Source organism: Paucilactobacillus salsurae (assembly GCF_054784995.1).
This window is the reverse complement of the sequence record NZ_BAAHWX010000007.1, coordinates 17,487-36,373: the sequence shown is the minus strand read 5'-3', so window position 1 is coordinate 36,373 and position 18,887 is coordinate 17,487. Positions and strand designations below refer to the sequence as shown.

General features: G+C 39.7%; 20 protein-coding genes. 3 read left to right on the top strand and 17 right to left on the bottom strand.

Annotation, left to right across the window (positions count from 1 at the left end; genetic code table 11):
- Positions 1-224: 224 nt before the first annotated feature.
- Both rpoE and ACYVQZ_RS07085 read right to left on the bottom strand, forming a co-directional pair.
- Positions 225-818, bottom strand: coding sequence for a DNA-directed RNA polymerase subunit delta (gene rpoE / locus ACYVQZ_RS07090; protein WP_461240709.1), 594 nt, complete (start codon positions 816-818; stop codon positions 225-227).
- Between the two features lie 45 nt (positions 819-863).
- On the bottom strand, positions 864-1,292 hold the full coding sequence (locus tag ACYVQZ_RS07085; protein ID WP_461240708.1) for a YwiB family protein: 429 nt from the start codon (positions 1,290-1,292) through the stop codon (positions 864-866).
- Positions 1,293-1,442: 150 nt separating this feature from the next.
- Between ACYVQZ_RS07085 and ACYVQZ_RS07080 the strand changes: the two genes are divergently transcribed.
- The 3 genes from ACYVQZ_RS07080 to yidA are packed head-to-tail and all read left to right on the top strand — an operon-like array spanning position 1,443 to position 4,452.
- Positions 1,443-2,270: a lipoate--protein ligase family protein gene (locus ACYVQZ_RS07080; protein ID WP_461240707.1), complete on the top strand. Its 828-nt coding sequence runs from the start codon at positions 1,443-1,445 to the stop codon at positions 2,268-2,270.
- Complete coding sequence (locus tag ACYVQZ_RS07075; protein WP_461240706.1) at positions 2,270-3,634, top strand: HD domain-containing protein; 1,365 nt, start codon at positions 2,270-2,272, stop codon at positions 3,632-3,634. The genes ACYVQZ_RS07080 and ACYVQZ_RS07075 overlap by 1 nt, the downstream gene beginning before the upstream one ends.
- A complete protein-coding gene (gene yidA / locus ACYVQZ_RS07070; protein WP_461240705.1) occupies positions 3,634-4,452 on the top strand; it encodes a sugar-phosphatase in 819 nt (272 codons plus the stop codon). The genes ACYVQZ_RS07075 and yidA overlap by 1 nt, the downstream gene beginning before the upstream one ends.
- Before the next feature lie 35 nt (positions 4,453-4,487).
- Here yidA and ACYVQZ_RS07065 read toward each other — a convergent pair whose 3' ends face one another.
- From ACYVQZ_RS07065 to metG, 15 genes are all read right to left on the bottom strand, one after another.
- A complete protein-coding gene (locus ACYVQZ_RS07065) occupies positions 4,488-5,162 on the bottom strand; it encodes an outer membrane protein assembly factor BamD (RefSeq protein ID WP_461240704.1) in 675 nt (224 codons plus the stop codon).
- A gap of 100 nt (positions 5,163-5,262) precedes the next feature.
- Positions 5,263-6,249: a ribose-phosphate diphosphokinase gene (locus ACYVQZ_RS07060; RefSeq protein WP_461240703.1), complete on the bottom strand. Its 987-nt coding sequence runs from the start codon at positions 6,247-6,249 to the stop codon at positions 5,263-5,265.
- 77 nt (positions 6,250-6,326) lie between these two features.
- On the bottom strand, positions 6,327-7,694 hold the full coding sequence (glmU, locus tag ACYVQZ_RS07055; RefSeq protein WP_461240702.1) for a bifunctional UDP-N-acetylglucosamine diphosphorylase/glucosamine-1-phosphate N-acetyltransferase GlmU: 1,368 nt from the start codon (positions 7,692-7,694) through the stop codon (positions 6,327-6,329).
- Between the two features lie 2 nt (positions 7,695-7,696).
- The gene (gene purR, locus ACYVQZ_RS07050) at positions 7,697-8,542 is read right to left on the bottom strand and encodes a pur operon repressor (RefSeq protein ID WP_461240701.1); all 846 of its coding nucleotides are present in this window, start codon (positions 8,540-8,542) and stop codon (positions 7,697-7,699) included.
- Between the two features lie 176 nt (positions 8,543-8,718).
- Positions 8,719-9,513: a metal ABC transporter permease gene (locus tag ACYVQZ_RS07045; RefSeq protein WP_461240700.1), complete on the bottom strand. Its 795-nt coding sequence runs from the start codon at positions 9,511-9,513 to the stop codon at positions 8,719-8,721.
- On the bottom strand, positions 9,506-10,150 hold the full coding sequence (locus ACYVQZ_RS07040; RefSeq protein ID WP_461240699.1) for an ABC transporter ATP-binding protein: 645 nt from the start codon (positions 10,148-10,150) through the stop codon (positions 9,506-9,508). The genes ACYVQZ_RS07045 and ACYVQZ_RS07040 overlap by 8 nt, the downstream gene beginning before the upstream one ends.
- Before the next feature lie 155 nt (positions 10,151-10,305).
- Positions 10,306-10,842 carry a serine O-acetyltransferase EpsC gene (epsC, locus tag ACYVQZ_RS07035; RefSeq protein ID WP_461240698.1) on the bottom strand — a complete coding sequence of 179 codons (537 nt, stop codon included), beginning with the start codon at positions 10,840-10,842 and terminating at the stop codon, positions 10,306-10,308.
- 20 nt (positions 10,843-10,862) lie between these two features.
- Entirely contained in the window at positions 10,863-12,005 is a 1,143-nt protein-coding gene (locus ACYVQZ_RS07030) for a trans-sulfuration enzyme family protein (RefSeq protein WP_461240697.1), read from the bottom strand.
- A gap of 21 nt (positions 12,006-12,026) precedes the next feature.
- Positions 12,027-12,938 (bottom strand): PLP-dependent cysteine synthase family protein, encoded by a 912-nt coding sequence (locus ACYVQZ_RS07025; protein ID WP_461240696.1) that lies wholly within the window; start codon positions 12,936-12,938, stop codon positions 12,027-12,029.
- A 267-nt stretch (positions 12,939-13,205) separates the two neighbouring features.
- Positions 13,206-14,057 (bottom strand): 4-(cytidine 5'-diphospho)-2-C-methyl-D-erythritol kinase, encoded by an 852-nt coding sequence (ispE, locus tag ACYVQZ_RS07020; protein ID WP_461240695.1) that lies wholly within the window; start codon positions 14,055-14,057, stop codon positions 13,206-13,208.
- Positions 14,058-14,179: 122 nt separating this feature from the next.
- Complete coding sequence (locus ACYVQZ_RS07015) at positions 14,180-14,422, bottom strand: Veg family protein (RefSeq protein WP_461240694.1); 243 nt, start codon at positions 14,420-14,422, stop codon at positions 14,180-14,182.
- Between the two features lie 89 nt (positions 14,423-14,511).
- A complete protein-coding gene (rsmA, locus tag ACYVQZ_RS07010) occupies positions 14,512-15,405 on the bottom strand; it encodes a 16S rRNA (adenine(1518)-N(6)/adenine(1519)-N(6))-dimethyltransferase RsmA (protein WP_461240693.1) in 894 nt (297 codons plus the stop codon).
- A complete protein-coding gene (rnmV, locus tag ACYVQZ_RS07005) occupies positions 15,398-15,967 on the bottom strand; it encodes a ribonuclease M5 (protein ID WP_461240692.1) in 570 nt (189 codons plus the stop codon). The genes rsmA and rnmV overlap by 8 nt, the downstream gene beginning before the upstream one ends.
- Entirely contained in the window at positions 15,954-16,757 is an 804-nt protein-coding gene (locus ACYVQZ_RS07000) for a TatD family hydrolase (protein WP_461240737.1), read from the bottom strand. The genes rnmV and ACYVQZ_RS07000 overlap by 14 nt, the downstream gene beginning before the upstream one ends.
- A 24-nt stretch (positions 16,758-16,781) precedes the next feature.
- A complete protein-coding gene (gene metG, locus ACYVQZ_RS06995) occupies positions 16,782-18,794 on the bottom strand; it encodes a methionine--tRNA ligase (RefSeq protein WP_461240691.1) in 2,013 nt (670 codons plus the stop codon).
- Positions 18,795-18,887 lie beyond the last annotated feature (93 nt).

The following is an 18,887-nucleotide window of genomic DNA, read 5'->3' as shown; positions in this document are numbered from 1 at the left end:
TAAAAAGAACTCCCTATTCAACTGAATAGGGAGCATTTCGTTCGTTTTTCTCATTATCCAAACGGATAAATGGGAGCCCAAATAGAATAATACAAGGTTCATGATGTCGAGTCAAGGACAACGCGTATAAATTGTATGACCAATATAAAAACTGAATCAAGTTATATCACTGATTCAGCTTTGCTCACTTAAATTTTAAAATTTACTTGGTGCCTAATTGCTGATTAAAGATCGTTATCATCGTCGTCTTCGGCGTCATCATCACCGAAGTCTTCGTCGTCTTTTAATTCAGCCAATTGACCTTCGATCCCATCTTCCGGAATGTCTTCATCTTCGTCAACATTTTCGGTGTCGTCGTCATCGTCGTAATCTGCGTCATTTTTATCATCAAAATCGTCATCGTCTTCGTCACCGGTGAGATCTTCATCTTCTGGATCATCATCATCGTAATCAATGACGTCATCGTCATCCCCAGCATCAACCAAGAATGCGTTAACTTTCTTACGCTTTTTGCGTTTTGGTTGATCGTCGTCTTCTTCACGAATCGTGGCCTCATCGATTGATTCGAATGGGTACCATGCACGAAGACCCCATGTATTGTCACCAAGGGAAATAAAACTGCCGTCAATATTCAAATCTGTATAAAATTGTGATAGCCGTGCTCTGATTTCCTCATCGCTCTTACCAAGATATTGTTGGACCTCATTTGCTAAATCCACAAAAGCCATCGCATCACCGTGTTGAGCTAAAATGGCGTGTGCCACTTCAATCATTGAAAGCTCAGATTTGTCTTGGCCGTCAAAAATTTTTAAATCCAAATTGGTGCACATCCCTTCAAAAAGTCTAAACTACATAATACAATGTTATGCGCTAAATTGCAATCGAATTTGATACTTTCCTAGAAGTTGATTACCCGCATAAAGTTCATAGTCAACATTAATTTTGCCTTCAGCGTTTTCAAAACTGATATCCGTCTCAAGTAACGTTGTTTTCACATCTAGTTTCATTAACCCATACTCTGTTTGATAATGGGTTGGTAAAACCTGCTGTTTGGCAAAGGGCAACCGTAAATGCGTTTGGCCTTGCCGTGTTAAAAAAACCTCACCAGTTTCTGCAATACTAAACGTCACTGGCACTTTGAGTTGTTCTTTAGTTTCTTTATAACGTAGATATTTTTTGGCGCCTAAATCAACCAAAGCACCCTCTTCATCAAATTTAAAGGTCTCCACTTGACCATCTTGTTCAATTTGCGTTTCTAACTGGATTTTTACAGGCAATTGTTCTTTAATCATTGTCACTTCCCCACCAAATAATTCTGCTATTGATAGTATACCCATTTTCATGACTTAATTGGTATTTTTTGCTTTAATTTCCGTATATGACTTTATACTGCGTTTTTTGTATAATAGTAATCATTAAATCCCATTTAAAGAAGGAAAAATATGTTTTTGCCTAGTAACCACATTGAAGTGTTAGATCAACATTTTGCACCCAAAGACAACCTCATGTCATTTGCGACCACCAATGCTTTACTAAAAATCCAATCAACCATTGACTATGAGATCTTAAATTTTTGGATGCTTGATCAAACCATGATTCTCGGCTTAAAAGATCAGCGCTTACCTGAATTATCAAATGCATTATCATTTTTATCTGACCATGATTACCATTATTTTGTCCGTAATTCCGGTGGCCTGGGCGTTATTAGTGATAGTGGTGTTTTAAACGTCTCCTTATTTATTCCTGATCATCTCGCTTCTATGAGTGTCGATGATGCTTACCAAAAGATGACTGATCTAGTACGTTTCGCCTTTCCTGAATTAACCATTGAGACTGGCGAAATCGTTCATTCCTATTGTCCAGGGACGTTTGATCTTAGTGTCAATGGTCAAAAAATTGGTGGAATGGCGCAACGTCGCAATCCAGATGGCACTGTTATCATGGCCTACTTAAGTATCAACGGGGATCAACAACAACGTGGTGAAATTGTTCAAACAGCCTACAAATTAGGTTTAGCAGATCACGAAAATAAATGGCATTTCCCAGATGTTGACCCCGCTTCAATGATTAACATTCAATCACTACTAACGGCTCCATTATCGATTGCTGAAGTAAAAAATCGCTTTATTGAGGCTTTACAGCATCAGCAACTCACCATTGGTGATCAACAGTTAAATACCTTGATGCAACAGCCGCAATTTTTATCAGATTTATCACAAGAACGTACACAAATGATGACTCGCCAGTCCAAAATTGGAGGACAAAAATAATGAGTTTTAATGATGAACAATTAACCAAAGAAAAGGTGTTCCGTGATCCAATTCATAACTACATCTATGTCGATAATCAAATCATCTTAGATCTCATCAATACCCCCGAATTTCAGCGTCTCCGCCGCATTAAGCAACTGGGAACAGCCTCATTAATTTTTCATGGTGCAGAACATACGCGGTTTGGCCATTGTCTGGGTGTTTACGAAATCACCCGACGCATTTGCAATCTTTTTCAACGAAACTATCCTACTAAGGAAGCCCATGATGGCCTGTGGGATGACTCACAACGGCCAGTCGCACTGTGCGCCGCATTACTACACGATATTGGCCATGGCCCTTATTCGCACACATTTGAACACATTTTCAAAACTAATCATGAACAAATTACGACGCAAATTATCACCTCGCCAGAGACAAATATTTACAAAGTTCTGGCACGAGTGTCCCCTGAATTTCCGAAACAAGTTGCCTCAGTAATCGACCACACGTATGAAAATCAACAAGTCATCCAACTAATTTCTAGCCAAATTGATGCGGATCGCATGGATTATTTACTCCGAGACGCTTATTATACAGGAACTAACTACGGTAATTTTGATTTGGAACGCATCTTACGGGTTATGCGACCTTATGAAGATGGCATTACGTTTGAAATTGCTGGTATGCACGCGGTTGAAGACTACATTTTAAGTCGCTTTCAAATGTACATGCAAGTTTACTTCCATCCAGTATCAAGATCCATGGAATCCATTTTGAATCATCTCTTACAGCGGGCGGACTTTCTCTACAAAAACGGTGCTGACGATGGCACGTTTACCCCGCACATGCTGATGCCGTTTTTCAATAATCGCTTTAAACTAAGCGATTACTTAGCATTAGATGATGGCGTTTTAACCACTTATTTTGCCCACTGGCGTCACTTCCCTGATCGAACCTTGTCAGACCTTGCAAATCGCTTTTTAGATCGACAACCCCTGAAATCGGTGCTGTACTCCAAAGATACGGAAAAATTGTTGCCTAAATTGAAAAAATTAATCGAAACAGCCGGATTTAACAGTGATTATTACACTGCGATTAATGACAGTTATAATCTGCCCTATGATACCTATGATCCACAGGTTTCAAATTCCAAAACACAAATTGAACTTATGCAACCGGACGGTCAATTAATTGAATTATCTCAGGTCAGTGATTTGGTTGCCGCAATTGCAGGCAAAGTTGCTGGTGATCAACGTTTCTTTTTCCCAAAGGAAATGTTATCTCATACTGAAGACATCGAAATTTTTGACCCCATCTACCAAGATTTTCAACAATATATTTCAAATAATGAATTGATCAACCCGCAGAAAGGATCACGGTAATGTCTATTAAACTCATCGCCATTGATATTGATGGCACTTTATTAAACGAAAAAAATCAGTTGGCCCAGGCGACTATTGAAGCCATTAATACTGCTTCTGAAAAAGGTGTGAAAATTGTTTTATGTACTGGTCGCCCACTAGTTGGGGTTAAACCTTATTTAAAAAAACTGGGTCTTGATTTAGCAGATAATCAATATGTCATCACTTTCAACGGTTCCTTAGTTCAAACAACCAACGGCGACGTTTTATTACGCCACACATTGTCGTTTGACGATTATATTGATATTGAGGCACTGAGTCGTAAATTAGGAATTCATTTCCACTGCGAAACAGATCAGTACATTTACACTGCTAACAAAAATATTAGCCCATATTCCATTGCAGAAGCCTATCTCGTGCGGATGCCAATTCGTTATCGTGACGTCGGCGAAATGGATTCAAGTTTATCAATTTCCAAGTGTATGATGATTGATGATCCTGCGGTTATCAACCGCGTCATGACAGATAATGAAATTCCAGTTGAATTTAATGATCGTTTTTATATCGTTCAAAGCGAACCATTTTTCATTGAATTTATGAATCGAAATGCAAGCAAAGGTAGTGCACTAAAGGAACTTTGTACCAAATTAGATATTCAACGTTCCGAAGTCATGGCGCTTGGCGATCAAGGCAATGATTTAACCATGATCAAGTTTGCTGGCTTAGGTGTTGCGATGGGCAATGCCATTAAAGAAATTAAGCAGGCTGCTCAAGAAGTCACACTACCAAATAGTGAAGATGGCGTCGCGGCTGCCATTAATCAATACGTTAATAATTAAAAAAGGACTTCCTCACGGAAATCCTTTTTTACTATTTAATTTGTCTTTGTCGCAACGTTTGTCGATGCATTGTATTGATAAATGCCAATTAGACTAGCCACATCGTTAGTAGCATTATTTTGGCGAACTTCAATCGTGTAAACATTGCCGGATTGATTCGTTACACTAAACGCATAATCAGATTTTCCATATAACCCAATAGATTTGGCAAAATTAGACACAATTGTATTCTTGTCCGTTGGTGTTGAGGCTTGACTGCTACTAGTTACTTGTGTGCTGGCTGTTGTTTTGGTACCACGATTTTGAACTTTGTCAGCTAGCGAAGAAACTTTTTGCTTCAATTCTGAGCTCGAAGCATCTGCATTACTTTTAAGGGTATCAATTCCAGTTTGCGCACTATCATAGTCTTGTGCCTTGTAATCGTCACTAGCTTGCATGTAAGTCTTCAAGTTAGCTAATAATCCTTTGATTTTACTGGTTTGAGGCGCATCCTTGAGTTTTTGCAATGCTTGGTCATACTTGCCCTGATCAATCAACTGATTGGCTTTCTTGTATGCTTTAGTTGCAGGACTGACTTTACTGCTGGTCGCCTGACTGGTTTGATCACTTTTAGCGCTTTTACTTGTGTTACCACAGGCTGCCATTGTGACAGCCAAAAGAACGGACATAACTCCTAATAGACTTTTTTTAAGGATGGTTTTAATTTGCATATTGTGTTCCTCCCTTTTGAATTTCATTGTATCACGGATAGAATAAAAATAACCCGAATCGGGTTATTTTTTGTAATATTATTGTAATATTTAAAAAATCTTAATTCCATTTTTCCTCAGATTCAAATCGATTTTTGAAGAGTGGACTAACTGGCTTGTTTTCATTAATTCTGCGAATAGCGGAACCAATCAAAGGTCCGACAGATACTTGAACCAGTTTATCGATACGTTTTTCATCTGGCAGATCAATAGAATCAGTGACCACCACTTGTTTAATTGGTGCTTCTTCTAATCGTTCAATAGCAGGTGAGGAGAGCACGGGATGTGTACACGATACATACACTTCTTGTGCACCTGCTTTCATCAACGCTTTAGCGCCTAATGTGATCGTCCCTGCTGTATCGATCATATCGTCAATGAGGATGCAACGCTTTCCCTGCACTGTTCCAATAATGTTCATGACTTCCGCAACATTTGCACGAGGTCGTCGTTTATCAATAATAGCAATCGGCGCTTTCAGGAATTCAGCTAACGCTCTTGCTCTGGTCACACCACCGTGATCTGGAGAAACCACAACCGCATTTTCTGCAATGCCATTGTCAATGAAGTAGTCAGCTATTAATGGTGCGCCCATTAAATGGTCTAATGGAATATCAAAGAATCCTTGAATTTGAGCCGCATGTAAATCGAGCGCAACGATGCGTGAAGCACCTGCTCTTTCCAACATATTAGCCACTAGCTTGGCCGTAATTGGTTCTCTGGAACGTGCCTTCCGATCTTGTCTTGCATAACCGTAGTAAGGAATAACAACATTTATGGTATTCGCACTTGCTCGTCTAAGTGCGTCAATCATAATCAATAACTCCATTAAGTTATCGTTGACTGGCGAAGAGGTTGACTGGATCACGTAAACATTGTCACCGCGAATGCTTTCTTCAATGTTAATCCGAATTTCTCCGTCGCTAAAACGATCAACAGATAGCTTTCCTAACTCAACCCCCACCGTTTTGGCAATTTTTTGCGCCAATGGCCGGTTTGAATTTAACGCAAAAATCTTTAACTTTGGGTCAAAATATTGTTGTTCCATTAGATCCTCCAAAATGTTAATTTACAACTCAATCATATGAATTTCAGGCTTAAAAAGCAAGCGTCTTACCTAACAAATTACCAAGGTAATTTTTTTGCATAGCCAGGTTTATTCACTTGGCGGCTGCGCGCAATCGCCATATCAAATTTTTCTGTATCGTTGGTAATTGTTGAACCAGCGGCAACAAAGGAGTCAGCGGCAATTTCTAGTGGCGCAATTAAATTAGAATTGCTGCCAATAAAGGCATGGTCACCCACATTAGTGTGATGTTTTGACGTCCCGTCGTAATTGACAAAGACCACCCCACAACCAACATTGATATTATCGCCCAACGTGGCATCCCCAATATAAGTTAAATGACCAACCTTCGTCCCTTTACCAATGGTGGTTTTTTTAACTTCCACAAAGTTACCAATATGGGCATTTTCACCAATTTCAGATTCTGGGCGTAAGTGACTATTTGGGCCAATATCACTACCCGTATGCATTTGTGATTCTTCAATTGTGGAGGAGGTGACTTTTACTTCATCATGGAGCGTTGAATCAATAATTGTTGACCCACCACCAATTAAACAATCTGATCCAATTTTTGTGGTACCTTTTAAAGAAACTCCGCCTTCGATAACTGTGTCAGGGCCAATTTGAACATCTGCATCAATATATGTCGTGGCCGGATTTAACAACGTTACACCGTTTTGCATGTGATAAGTGTTGATGCGATCTCTCATCACTTGATTAGCACGCGCCAATGCAATCCGGTCGTTAACACCCATCGATTCATCAAAATCAGCCATTTGGTAGGCCGCAACAATTTCACCACGCTTTTTCAAAATACTAATGACATCTGTCAAATAGTATTCACCCTGCGCATTGTCATTGGTCAAGAGTTTTAAAGAATCAAATAGTTGCTTGTTATCGAAGCAATACACACCCGTATTGATTTCGTGAATGTCTTGTTCATCACGACTGGCATCTTTTTGCTCTACAATTTTTTCAACAATGCCAATATCATTTCTAACAATTCGACCATAACCGGTTGGATCTGGTGCAACTGATGTCAAGACAGTGGCCGCAGCATGTTTAGCTTCATGATATTCAAATAATTTCTTGAAGGTTTCTGCTCGAAATAACGGTGTATCTCCACTGACGATTAGGGTCTGACCATCTAAATTGCCCAATAAATCTTCGGTTTGCATGACGGCATGACCGGTACCAAGTTGTTGTTTTTGAAGTACATATTTAGTGCGGTCACCCAAAGTTTTTTCAACATCCTGCGCACCAAAACCAACAACTGTCACGATATTGTCCATTTTATTTTTTTCGATCTGGGTCAACACATGATCCACCATCGCTTTACCACACACTTCATGTAGTACTTTATATAGTTTAGATTTCATTCTAGTTCCTTTACCGGCAGCTAAAATAATGGTGTTTTTTGTTTTCATGATTATTGATTCTCCATTTCTGTTCCAAAAACTGTTGATAAATAATTACCGGGTTGCACCTCAATGGTTGCATCTGCTTCGTCCTTGGTTGCCACACTAATGAGCGAAGTGAAATCGTTAATGAGACGATGGCCTTCAAAAACGCCTTGGGCAAAAACAGTCATGCCAACCAGGTTGGCTTCAAATTCAGCAATCAGTGACTTCATCCCATTGAGTGTTCCGCCACCCTTCATAAAATCATCGACAACTAACACATTGGCATCTTTTTTTAGACTCCGGCGTGATAGTTCCATCTTTTGAATTCGTTTTGATGAACCAGAAACGTAGTTAACGCTCACCGTGGAACCTTCTGTGATATGCGAATCATTTCTCACAATCACAAATGGTACATTTAAATAGGTCGCCACACTTTGCGCAATTGGAATGCCTTTAGTGGCCACAGTCATGACGACATCAATATGTTGATTTAAATATTGCGTTGCAATCAAGCGACCGACTTGACGCAAAATATCTGGTCGGCTTAACAAATCAGACAAATAAACATAACCACCCGGAAGTAGTCGCGTTGGATCACTAATTTCTTTAATCGTTTCTTCGATAAAGGTTTGCGCTTCTTCTCTTAAAATATACGGAATAAAACGCGCACCACCTGTCGCACCAGGTAAAGTTTCTAAAATACCGGTACCGCGATCTTGAAATGTTCGCTTTAAGATTCCTAAATCCTCACTGATTGATGATTTTGCGGAATCATAACGTTGTGCAAAAAACTTGAGTGATACTAACGTCCGTGGCCTTTCCAGTAAAAATCGCGTCATATCAACTAAGCGATCACTACGTCTGATCTTCATTGCATTTCCCTCTTCATCTATTTATTTAAAGTTATCCCTAAAAATAATACCACATATTGTTCGGATTTTGCGTGTTTGACACCATTATAATTGAATTAATTTATTAAAACCGGCTTAAAAAATGATGTTTTTCCCACAAAAAAACCTGAGCACTTTCGTCTCAGGTGATTGATCATTTAATTATTTGTTAATCGTGCTTTGATTAAGCTACCACAATAGATGGCCACTTCAATAAAGGCAATAAAGAAACTAACCGGCCAATTCGTCACATAGCCTAGATATAAGCCGAGCCAAGTTCCGACCAATGCGAATCCAATTGCTAATAACATCATTTGAAAGACGCTATGCACAAAATATTTTGCACTCGCTGCTGGTAAGGTGAGCAAAATAAAAATCAAAAGGGCGCCAACAATTTGCGCAGCCACACTGACACTCAATGCCAGTAAGACAAGAAAAATAATCGATATTAAAGTGCTGTTCACCCCATTAACCCGGGCACCCACCTCATCAAAAGAATCAAACTTTAATTGACGATAACTGAAAAATACGACAATCAGCACAATTAAGCATAACAGTGCCATTTGCAGCACTTCTTGACTGTCTATTCCAATGACACTTCCAAATAAAATACTGGTGGCTGATGTTGAATTTTGATTGGATAATGCCAAAAATAAAATACCCAGGCCAATAAAAAGTGCAGATACAGCGGTAATGGCCGACTCACGACGAGCTGGTTTAACACTCATTTGTCCCACTATCATGGAGCTGACAATTGTAAACACGAGCATGCCATTCAAGGCCGACCAACCAGCAAACACGCCAAAGGCTGCTCCCGCAAAACCAATTTCTGATAACGTATGGGTCAAAAATGACATGCTCCGTGCAATCACAAAGACCCCCACAATACCCGAAATAATCGCAATCAACGTTGAGGCCAAAAAAGCATGCTGCATAAATTCATAGCTAAACATTTGTGCCGACCTCGATATCATCTTTTAATTGCGTAATGGGCCCTGTTTGAAATCCATCGTGTTTGATTAATAAAAAATGATCTGCAAACTGTTGCGCTAGTGCCAAATCATGTGTAATAAACACAACACTCACTTTTAGTTGCGCAACCAAATTCAATAGTTCATATTTTTTATCGACATCGAGACTGGCCGTCGATTCGTCTAAAATTAGTAAGGATGGATCCTGTAATAAAGCCTGCGCTAAATAAGCTCGTTGTTTTTCACCGCCAGAGGCTTGTCCCAATGGGCGATTCGCAATTTGTGTCAGATTGGTTTGTTCAATCACACGTTGTACTTTTTCTTTTTCTTCTTTGGTTAACCATGGTAGTCCGTTTTTTTTGACGTTGAGCCCTACAAATTCTTCGATTGATAATGGATATTCTTCATCTAAATTACGAAATTGTGGCACATAGCCAATCTTAATTTTGGTTTGAGTCGACCCGACAATGATTTCACCGCTCTTGGGTTTTAGTTGCCCTAAAATGGCGCGGACGAGCGTTGTTTTACCAACACCATTTTCACCGAGAACACAAAAAAAAGAACCCTGCTCAACTTGAAAACTGAGGTCTTGAATAACTTCTTTTTGTCCATAGGCCAAGTTTAAGTGTTTGGCTTCTAAAATAGTTGTAATACTTACATCCCCTGACACACGTTTAAATTGTAATGATTACTATTTAGTTTACTAAATATTAAATTGAACTGCAACAATTTTCAAAAAAAAGAAGCCCACTCAGGCTTCTGTTAAGTAATATTTCATATTTTTTCTTGATTAAATGTCACTTCGATTTTATGACTAGCCACAATATGTCCTGGATTACCCACAATGGTTTTATTTGCTGCTACATCAGTTAAAACTACTGTTCCTGCACCAATTTTTGCATGTTGACCAATTGTAATCGCGCCGAGCAATAATGCATTGGCTCCAATCAAAACATGGTCGTGAATAATTGGATGACGACGCCCTTTCTCAATATGACGTGAACCAAGTGTCGCACCGTGCAAAATCGTCACGTAATCACCAACAATCGCAGTTTCACCAATCACAACTCCAGTGCCATGATCGATAAAGACATGGCGCCCAATTTCGGCGCCTGGGTGAATTTCGACATGAGTGAGTTGTTTACTGATATGAGCAATCAAACTGGCCAATAAATAATGACGTTTTAAATAGAGACGATGACTCAATCGATGAAACATCAGGGCATGAAACCCGGAATAAGTTAAAATAACTTCCCAGATGCTGTGTGCAGCAGGATCAATTTTTTTAATGTATTTAGCAGCTGCAAACATTTTTTTGCCCCTCCTTTGTCTTATCCTAGTTGATCTAGTCCCTGCTTAATGTCAGCAACTAAATCTGCTTCATCTTCAATGCCAACCGAGAAACGAATCAATTCATCTGAAATACCATTTTGCAGACGAATTTCGCGTGGAATGGAACCGTGTGTCATGACGGCTGGCACTTCAATTAAACTTTCAACGCCACCTAAACTTTCTGCCAAATCAATCAAGTGCAGTCCTTCTACAAACGTCTTAGGATTCAGTCCTGGTTGTAATTCAAACGAAATCATGGCACCGAAATGTTTCATTTGTTGCTTGGCAATATCGTAACCGGCAAAATCTGGATCGCCAGGATAGTAAATCTTGCTGACTCGTGAATCATCTTTTAAAACCTGAACAATGGCCTGCGCATTTTCTTCATGGACACGCATCCGCGCACCTAAAGTTTTAATACCGCGTTGTAAAAGCCAACTATCATCTGGTGCTAAAACACCACCAATTGAATTTTGAAGAAACGCTAATTGTTCAGCAATTTGGTCATCGTTGGTCACGGCCAAGCCAGCAACTAAATCACTATGGCCACCTAAGTACTTAGTTGCAGAATGGACAACAATATCGACGCCGAGTGTCAGTGGATTTTGATTATATGGTGTGGCAAATGTATTATCGACAATCGTTTTTATGTCATGATTTTTAGCAATTTTGACCAAAGCACTGATATCTGTAATTTTCATCAACGGATTGGTCGGTGTTTCAAAATAGATGGCTTTCGTATTAGTTGAAATTGCATCTTCGACCGCCGTTAAATCCGTGGTGTCAACAGCTGTGAATGTTAAACCAAACCGTTTCATGACTTTATTCATGAGCCGGAAAGTCCCACCGTAAACATCATTACCGACGACAATGTGATCACCGGCAGAAAATAGCGATAAGACAGTATGAATAGCAGCAGATCCTGAAGCAAATGCGAATCCTGCACTTCCCTGTTCCAAATCTGCAATTAATTTTTCCAGTGCTAATCTAGTTGGATTACCTGTACGAGAGTATTCCCAATCAGGATCCCCACCCAATGTTTTTTGATGAAAAGTTGATGCGCGATAAATAGGAATTGAAACGGCTCCTGTTGTTGGATCTTCGCTGATACCACCGTGAATGAGTTTCGTATTAAATTTCATTTTTTGATTCCTCCAATTTTTTTAATCGTAAATATTTTCGCTTAAATAGCGTTCACTTGAATCTGGAAAAATAGTGACAATTGTCGATTTTTCAGGTAACTGTTCGGCAACTTGGAGCGCGGCAGCTAATGCAGCACCACTCGAACTGCCTGCAAATAGACCTTGTTTTTGGGCCAGTAATGCAACATTTGCAAACGCATCTTGATCGCTAATTGTTTTAATGTCTGAAATCGGTGCATCTGCAAAAAATGGAGGCCGAAATTCGACGCCAATGCCCTCTGTTCGGTGCGGATGTGGCTGACCACCATTTAAAATGGAGCCTTCAGGTTCGACTACCACTGTTTGAATATCTGGATAAACAGCTTTCAATGTTTTTGCTGTCCCCGCAAACGTACCGCCGCTACCAGCCCCAGCCACAAAAGCATCAATTTTTTGATTGTCCAAATCTGCTAAAATTTCTGGCGCTAGTGTTGTTTCATAAATACTAGGATTGGCCTTGTTTTCAAACTGCAATGGGACGTATGCATCGTCCATCTGAGTTGCCATTGTCTTAGCTTTATCAATAGCGCCCAAAATACCATCTGCCGCTGGCGTATTGACCAATTGCGCACCTAAAGCTTTCATTAGGGTTTGTTTTTCAAAACTAAATTTTTCCGGTACCACTAGAATTGCGGGTAGATGATGTTTTTGCGTGGCTAAGGCAACGCCAATTCCCGTATTACCAGCGGTTGGTTCAATAATGGTGGTCCCAGAATGAATCAATCCTTTATTGATCCCATCCTCAATTAAAGCAACTCCCAACCGATCTTTAACACTGCCGCCCGGATTAAACATCTCTAGTTTGGCAAAAATTTGACTTTGATGCGGAACGGGAATATCTAATTGCAGTAACGGCGTATGGCCGATTAACTCATAAACACTATTAACTCGCACGATGGACAACTTCCTTTCAGTAAAAATGGATAAAAAAAGACACAGGTTCAAAATGAATTGAATCTGCGTCTAACACTTATCCCGACTATTAAAATGGTGGCTGGTAACTATTTTTAGGCACACCAATTAGTGGGTCGCATCAGACGCGATCCACAACAACAAACGCTTTGTAATGTTGTTAGGTGATTTAAAAACATTTAGTTACCTCCATTTGATTGAACATAGAATACATCAGTTACCAAAGGATTGTCAAACTAAATTTAAGAATTAGAGTGACCGAACTAGATAAACTTCGTGACAAAAACCCTTCAAACTGTTTTGTAGTCGCTTAGCACGTGACATTTTTTTACAAATCGCAAAAACAGTTGGACCAGTGCCACTCATCTGAGCCACATCAGCCCCCAGTTCAATCATTTTTTGCTTCAACTGACTGATTTCCGGATAGACATGACCTGTCACGGATTCCAAAACATTACCCATATTTTGAAAAACTTGTTCTTGGTCTCGGGCTTTAATGCCCGCAACAAGTTCGTCAATGTCTAGATGATCCAACTGATCGTAGTTAATTTGGCGTAATATCACAGGTGTGGAAACACTGATTTTTGGTTTTGCAATCACAATTGGAAAATGATAAAAGTCCGGTAATATTTCTATTTGCTCGCCATGTCCTGTCACGCGAGCTGTTTGATTATAAATGCAATACGGAACATCTGAATCAATGGTTAACGATAGTTTAGCTAACTCCGCATTAGATAAATCTAGTGACCAAATTTCATTTAAAGCACGCAAAACAGCAGCCGCGTCAGCTGAGCCACCACCTAAGCCAGCAGCAACCGGAATTTGTTTTTTGATTTCAACGGTTACACCATCAGTTTGATGGAACCGATTTTTTAATATATGTACAGCTTGATAAGCCAAATTACGCTGATCGTTGGGTAAAAAGCCACTGTCAGTGTAGACCTTGATATCATTTGTATGCTGATGCGTCGTAATTTTAACGTAGTCAGCTAAATCAATGGATGTCATCACCATATCCCATTGAGGCGACCCATCTGGATATCTTTTGGGGGTATCTAATCCTAAGTTTATTTTAGCCGGTGCTTTTTTGACAACTTGCAATTAAATCCCCCTCTTTTTTAAATTTTATTAATGTAATTATACTAATTTAGCGCGCTAACGGCAATCAATTCTTTATACTAAAAAAGCTCATGGCACTTTAGTCATCAGCTTTTTTAGTATTATTATTGTTCGTCTTCGAAATCAATTTCGATATTCTTTGTGAGTACGTCGGTATAACTATACGAAACGCGTTCAAAAGAATTTTCGTCTTGGTTGAGCTCAACCACGAAGACGGCTGGGTAGGTTTCACTTAATACGCCGTGGCGTTTTGTGATTTTCTTGCGCCCTGCCTGCGCAATGACTAATAGGCTCTCGCCGATTCTTTGATCAAGTTTCGCCTTGATGCTAGCTAATGTTACTGGCATCTAATTCACCTCACTGTGAAACTATTATACGCTTGTTTCACAAAAATTTCAAATTTTACCACAATGTTATCCAAAAGACAAGTCTTATCTTAGATTAGGCCGTGTTCATGGCAGCTATTTAACAAAATTATAAACTGTTCTAGTGATAATTTTTCTGGTCGATCTTGCGGATCAATGTTATTTTCAGTCAGGACTGATTGAATTTCTGCTTTAATTTCAGGTGTTTTACCAAAAACAGATTGCATATTATTCCACAAATTCTTACGGCGATGACTAAAGCACCCCTTGATTAACCGAAACAATGCTTTCTCGTCAAAAGGTTGCACACTTAACGGTGCTTTACGCGGTGTCAGTTTAACAATCGTTGAGTCAACGTTTGGTGCCGGTACAAAGACTGTTCTTGGTACCTCAAATGCCACCGCAACGTCCATTTTGTACTGAATGCCTAACGATAGCGAACCATATGCTTTAATGCCTGGTTTAGCAGCAAGTCGTTGCGCCACTTCTTTTTGCATCATGACCACGATATTAGTCCAATTCACGTTTGATTGTAATAACTGCAATAAGATTGGGGTCGTAATGTAATATGGCAAATTAGCCACAACTTTGATCGGGCTTTGTGGATCATCAAACTCTGTTTGCACTAATTCTTCTAAGTTAGTCTGCAAGACATCACGATTCAAGACGCGCACGTTGTCATAATCAAACAAAACTTCATCCAACACACCAATTAAGGCATCATCAATTTCAAGTGCTACAACCTGTTTGGCCTTTTTGGCTAGCTGTTGCGTGAGCGACCCAATTCCTGGTCCAATTTCAATAACATTATCAGTCGCAGAAATGTCAGCCGCTGTGACAATATTTTGAAGCACATTCAAATCAGTCAGAAAATTTTGTCCTAAACTTTTTTTGGCATGTAGTCCGTACCGTTCCATAATGGCTTTGGTGCGCACTAAACTACCAATTTCTGGGTTGTTACTCATCATTTTCCTCCTGATTAATTTGCTTGATTGCTGCTGCAAACGTGGCTTCATCGATTTGAAACAGCTGCAGTCGTTTGATTAGCTGTTTACCGTTACTGTAGCCAATATTTAAAATTTCACCTAACCGTTGCCGCCGTTTGGCAGCTCTGGGACCATTGATCAGCTGCGCCGCTCGTAAAATGTTCACCGTAATATCTTGCGAATCTGATTCTTGTCGTGGTGTTGATAAATGCGTTAGTGCTTGTTTAATATCTTCTACACTGGCATGTTCAACTCCTAAGCTACCACCCGCATTCTTTGGCACACCTTGTTCACGTTTAATGAAGGCGTGTTTTGCTTCTGGAATCTGGGCTTGAATCATTTTACGAATTCGTTCACCGTTAAAATCTGGATCAGTAAAAACGATTAAGCCTCGCGTCTTCTGTAGCTTTTTCAAATAGTCAATATCTTGAGATGACAAAGCAGACCCATTAGTTTCAAATGTGTCTGCATCCACTGCTTTTTTGATGCGATAGGTATCATCTTTACCTTCCACAACAATGATTTCTTTAATTTTTTGCATCTTGAATTCCAAATAACTTGGTTGCATTCTCAAATGTTTGGTCGGCAATAACTTTCGGATTAACTTCTTTCAAATCTGCCACCGCGTCGACCACAAATTTAGTGAACCCTGGCTCGTTTTGTTGGCCGCGGTATGGCGCTGGCGTCAGATAAGGTGCATCAGTTTCTACTAACAACATATCCATTGGTGTTTGTTTAACAGACTCATGAACATCCTTAGCATTTTTAAAGCTAGCCACACCGCTGTATGAAATATGCATCCCCAAATCAAGAAATTTCTTTAACCATTCGACATCGCCATTAAAACTGTGCATCACACCACCAATATCACGCACATCGCCATCTTTTAAGATTTGATACGTATCCTCAAAAGCATCCCGATCATGAATAGAAATTGGTAAATGAAGGTCTTTAGCAATCGCTACTTGGCGTGCAAAAACCTTTTTTTGATCTTCCGGCGTTGAACTATCCCAGTGGTAGTCAAGGCCCACTTCACCCATGGCTACCACCTGATCATCAGCAAGTTGCTCGATCAATTGTTTTTCAATGGCTGGTGTGTAATCTTTAGCATCTTCTGGGTGCCAACCCACAATTGCATGCAAATTGTCGTAGTCATGTGCTAACTGAATAGCACGATCGTTTAAAATTGTGTTTGAGCCGACAATATTCATCTGATTCACACCAAAATGTTTGGCACGCGCCATATACGCGGGCACTTCCGTGAAAAATGCATCATCATTTAGGTGCGTGTGTGAATCATAGATATTTAACTGTTCTTCGTGTGTATAAATTGCCACTTTTTTTCTCCGATCTAACTATTCGACACCTGAGCCGTTGACAAGTTCATCAGGTACAATTACAAGTTGCACCTTGCCATCATGTTCTGCTGATAAAAGCATGCCTTCACTCATTTCACCGCGCATTTTTCGTGGCTTCAAATTAGCCACAATTAATACTTTTTTGCCAACTAATTCACTTGGTTCTGGGTACCACTGAGCAATTCCTGATAAAATTTGACGACCAGTTTCACTACCATCATCTAATTGGAATTTGAGTAGTTTATCTGCACCTTCGACATGGTCGGCTGCTTTAATTTGCGCCACTTTAAGTTCTACCTTGTCAAATACTTCAATCCTGATTGGCTTCTTGCCATCAGTTGGTTCTTCTTGTGCTTGCTTTTTAGCTTCTTCCATAGCTGCTCGGCCCTTTTTCTTTTCGTCTTTGGTCATTTTATCTTGAATAAAGTTAACTTCTTGTTCCACATCTAGACGTGGGAAAATAGGCGTCCCTTTTTCAACAACTTGAATATTTTCAGGAAAGTCATCAAACGTTAGGCTATCAATCGCACGTTCTTCTTCGCCTAACCCTAATTGAGCAAAAATTTGTTTTGGTGCGCGGGTCATAACTGGCTGTAGTAATGTTGCAATGACCTTTAAACTCTTAGCGAGATTCAACATGACATCAGCTAAGGCTTCTTTTTGCGCGTCGTCTTTTGCCAGAACCCATGGTTCTGTTTCGTCAATATACTTGTTCGCACGGGCAACCAGTTTCCAAATTGCCTTGAGCGCATCGCTAAAGTGCATCTGATTCATTAAATCAGTGTATTCAGCGATCACATCAGTAGCTGTTTGTTTCAAATCTACATCGAACGTGGTGGTTGCTGTTGTCAGTTCGATTTTTCCGCCCTGATACTTATTAATCATCGCAATGGTTCGGTTTAAGAGATTCCCTAAATCGTTAGCTAAATCAAAGTTAACTTTATCAACAAAGTCTTCGGGTGTAAAAATACCGTCATTGCCATATGGCATTGCGCGCACTAAATAATACCGCAATGCATCTAGTCCATAACGCTCAACGAGTGTTTCTGGATAAATAACGTTGCCTTTTGATTTCGACATTTTACCGTCTTTCATCAATAACCAGCCGTGACCAAAAACTTGTTTTGGCAATGGGAGACCCAAAGCATGTAACATGATTGGCCAATAAATGGTATGGAAACGCACAATTTCTTTTCCGACCATTTGCACATTAGCAGGCCAATATTTTTCAAAATTACTTGGATCAGCGCCATCGTAACCCAAAGCTGTAATATAGTTGGATAATGCGTCAATCCACACATAAACCACGTGTTTTGGATCGCTTTTCACTGGCACACCCCAATTAAAGGTTGTTCGAGTGACCGCTAGATCTTCAAGGCCTGGTTTAATAAAGTTATTAATCATTTCGTTCATGCGACTCGCTGGTTGAATAAATTCTGGGTGATTCTTGTAGTAATCAAGCAACCAGTCAGCATATTTACTCATCTTAAAGAAATACGATTGTTCTTTAACAAGTTCTACATCGTGACCAGAAGGCGCCTTACCACCAATCACTTTACCATTGTCATCACGATAAACTTCAGCCAGTTGTGTTTCTGTAAAGTATTCTTCATCAGAAACTGAGTACCAACCTTCATATTCACCAAGGTAAATATCGCCTTGATCTAGTAATTGTTGGAAGATTTGTTGGACCGCTTTAACGTGATAATCATCCGTAGTACGAATGAACTTGTTGTTAGAAATGTCCAAAGTTTGCCACAATTTTTTGATACCGTCAGCCATTTGGTCAACGTATTCTTTTGGTTGCATATTTAATTTTTCAGCTTTTTCTTCAATTTTTAAACCGTGTTCATCGGTTCCAGTTAGGTAAAATACATCATAACCCGTCAGCCGCTTGAAGCGTGCCATTGCATCACATGCAATTGTGGTATATGAATTACCAATATGTAATTTTCCTGATGGATAGTAAATGGGTGTTGTAATATAAAATGTTGGTTTTTGATCAGCCATATGAGGCCTTCCCTTCTAACTTAAAATTGTCGAAACATTACCTGACAGTATAGCAAAAAAACACAATTCGTGCGAACCTAACTCAACGTGTTT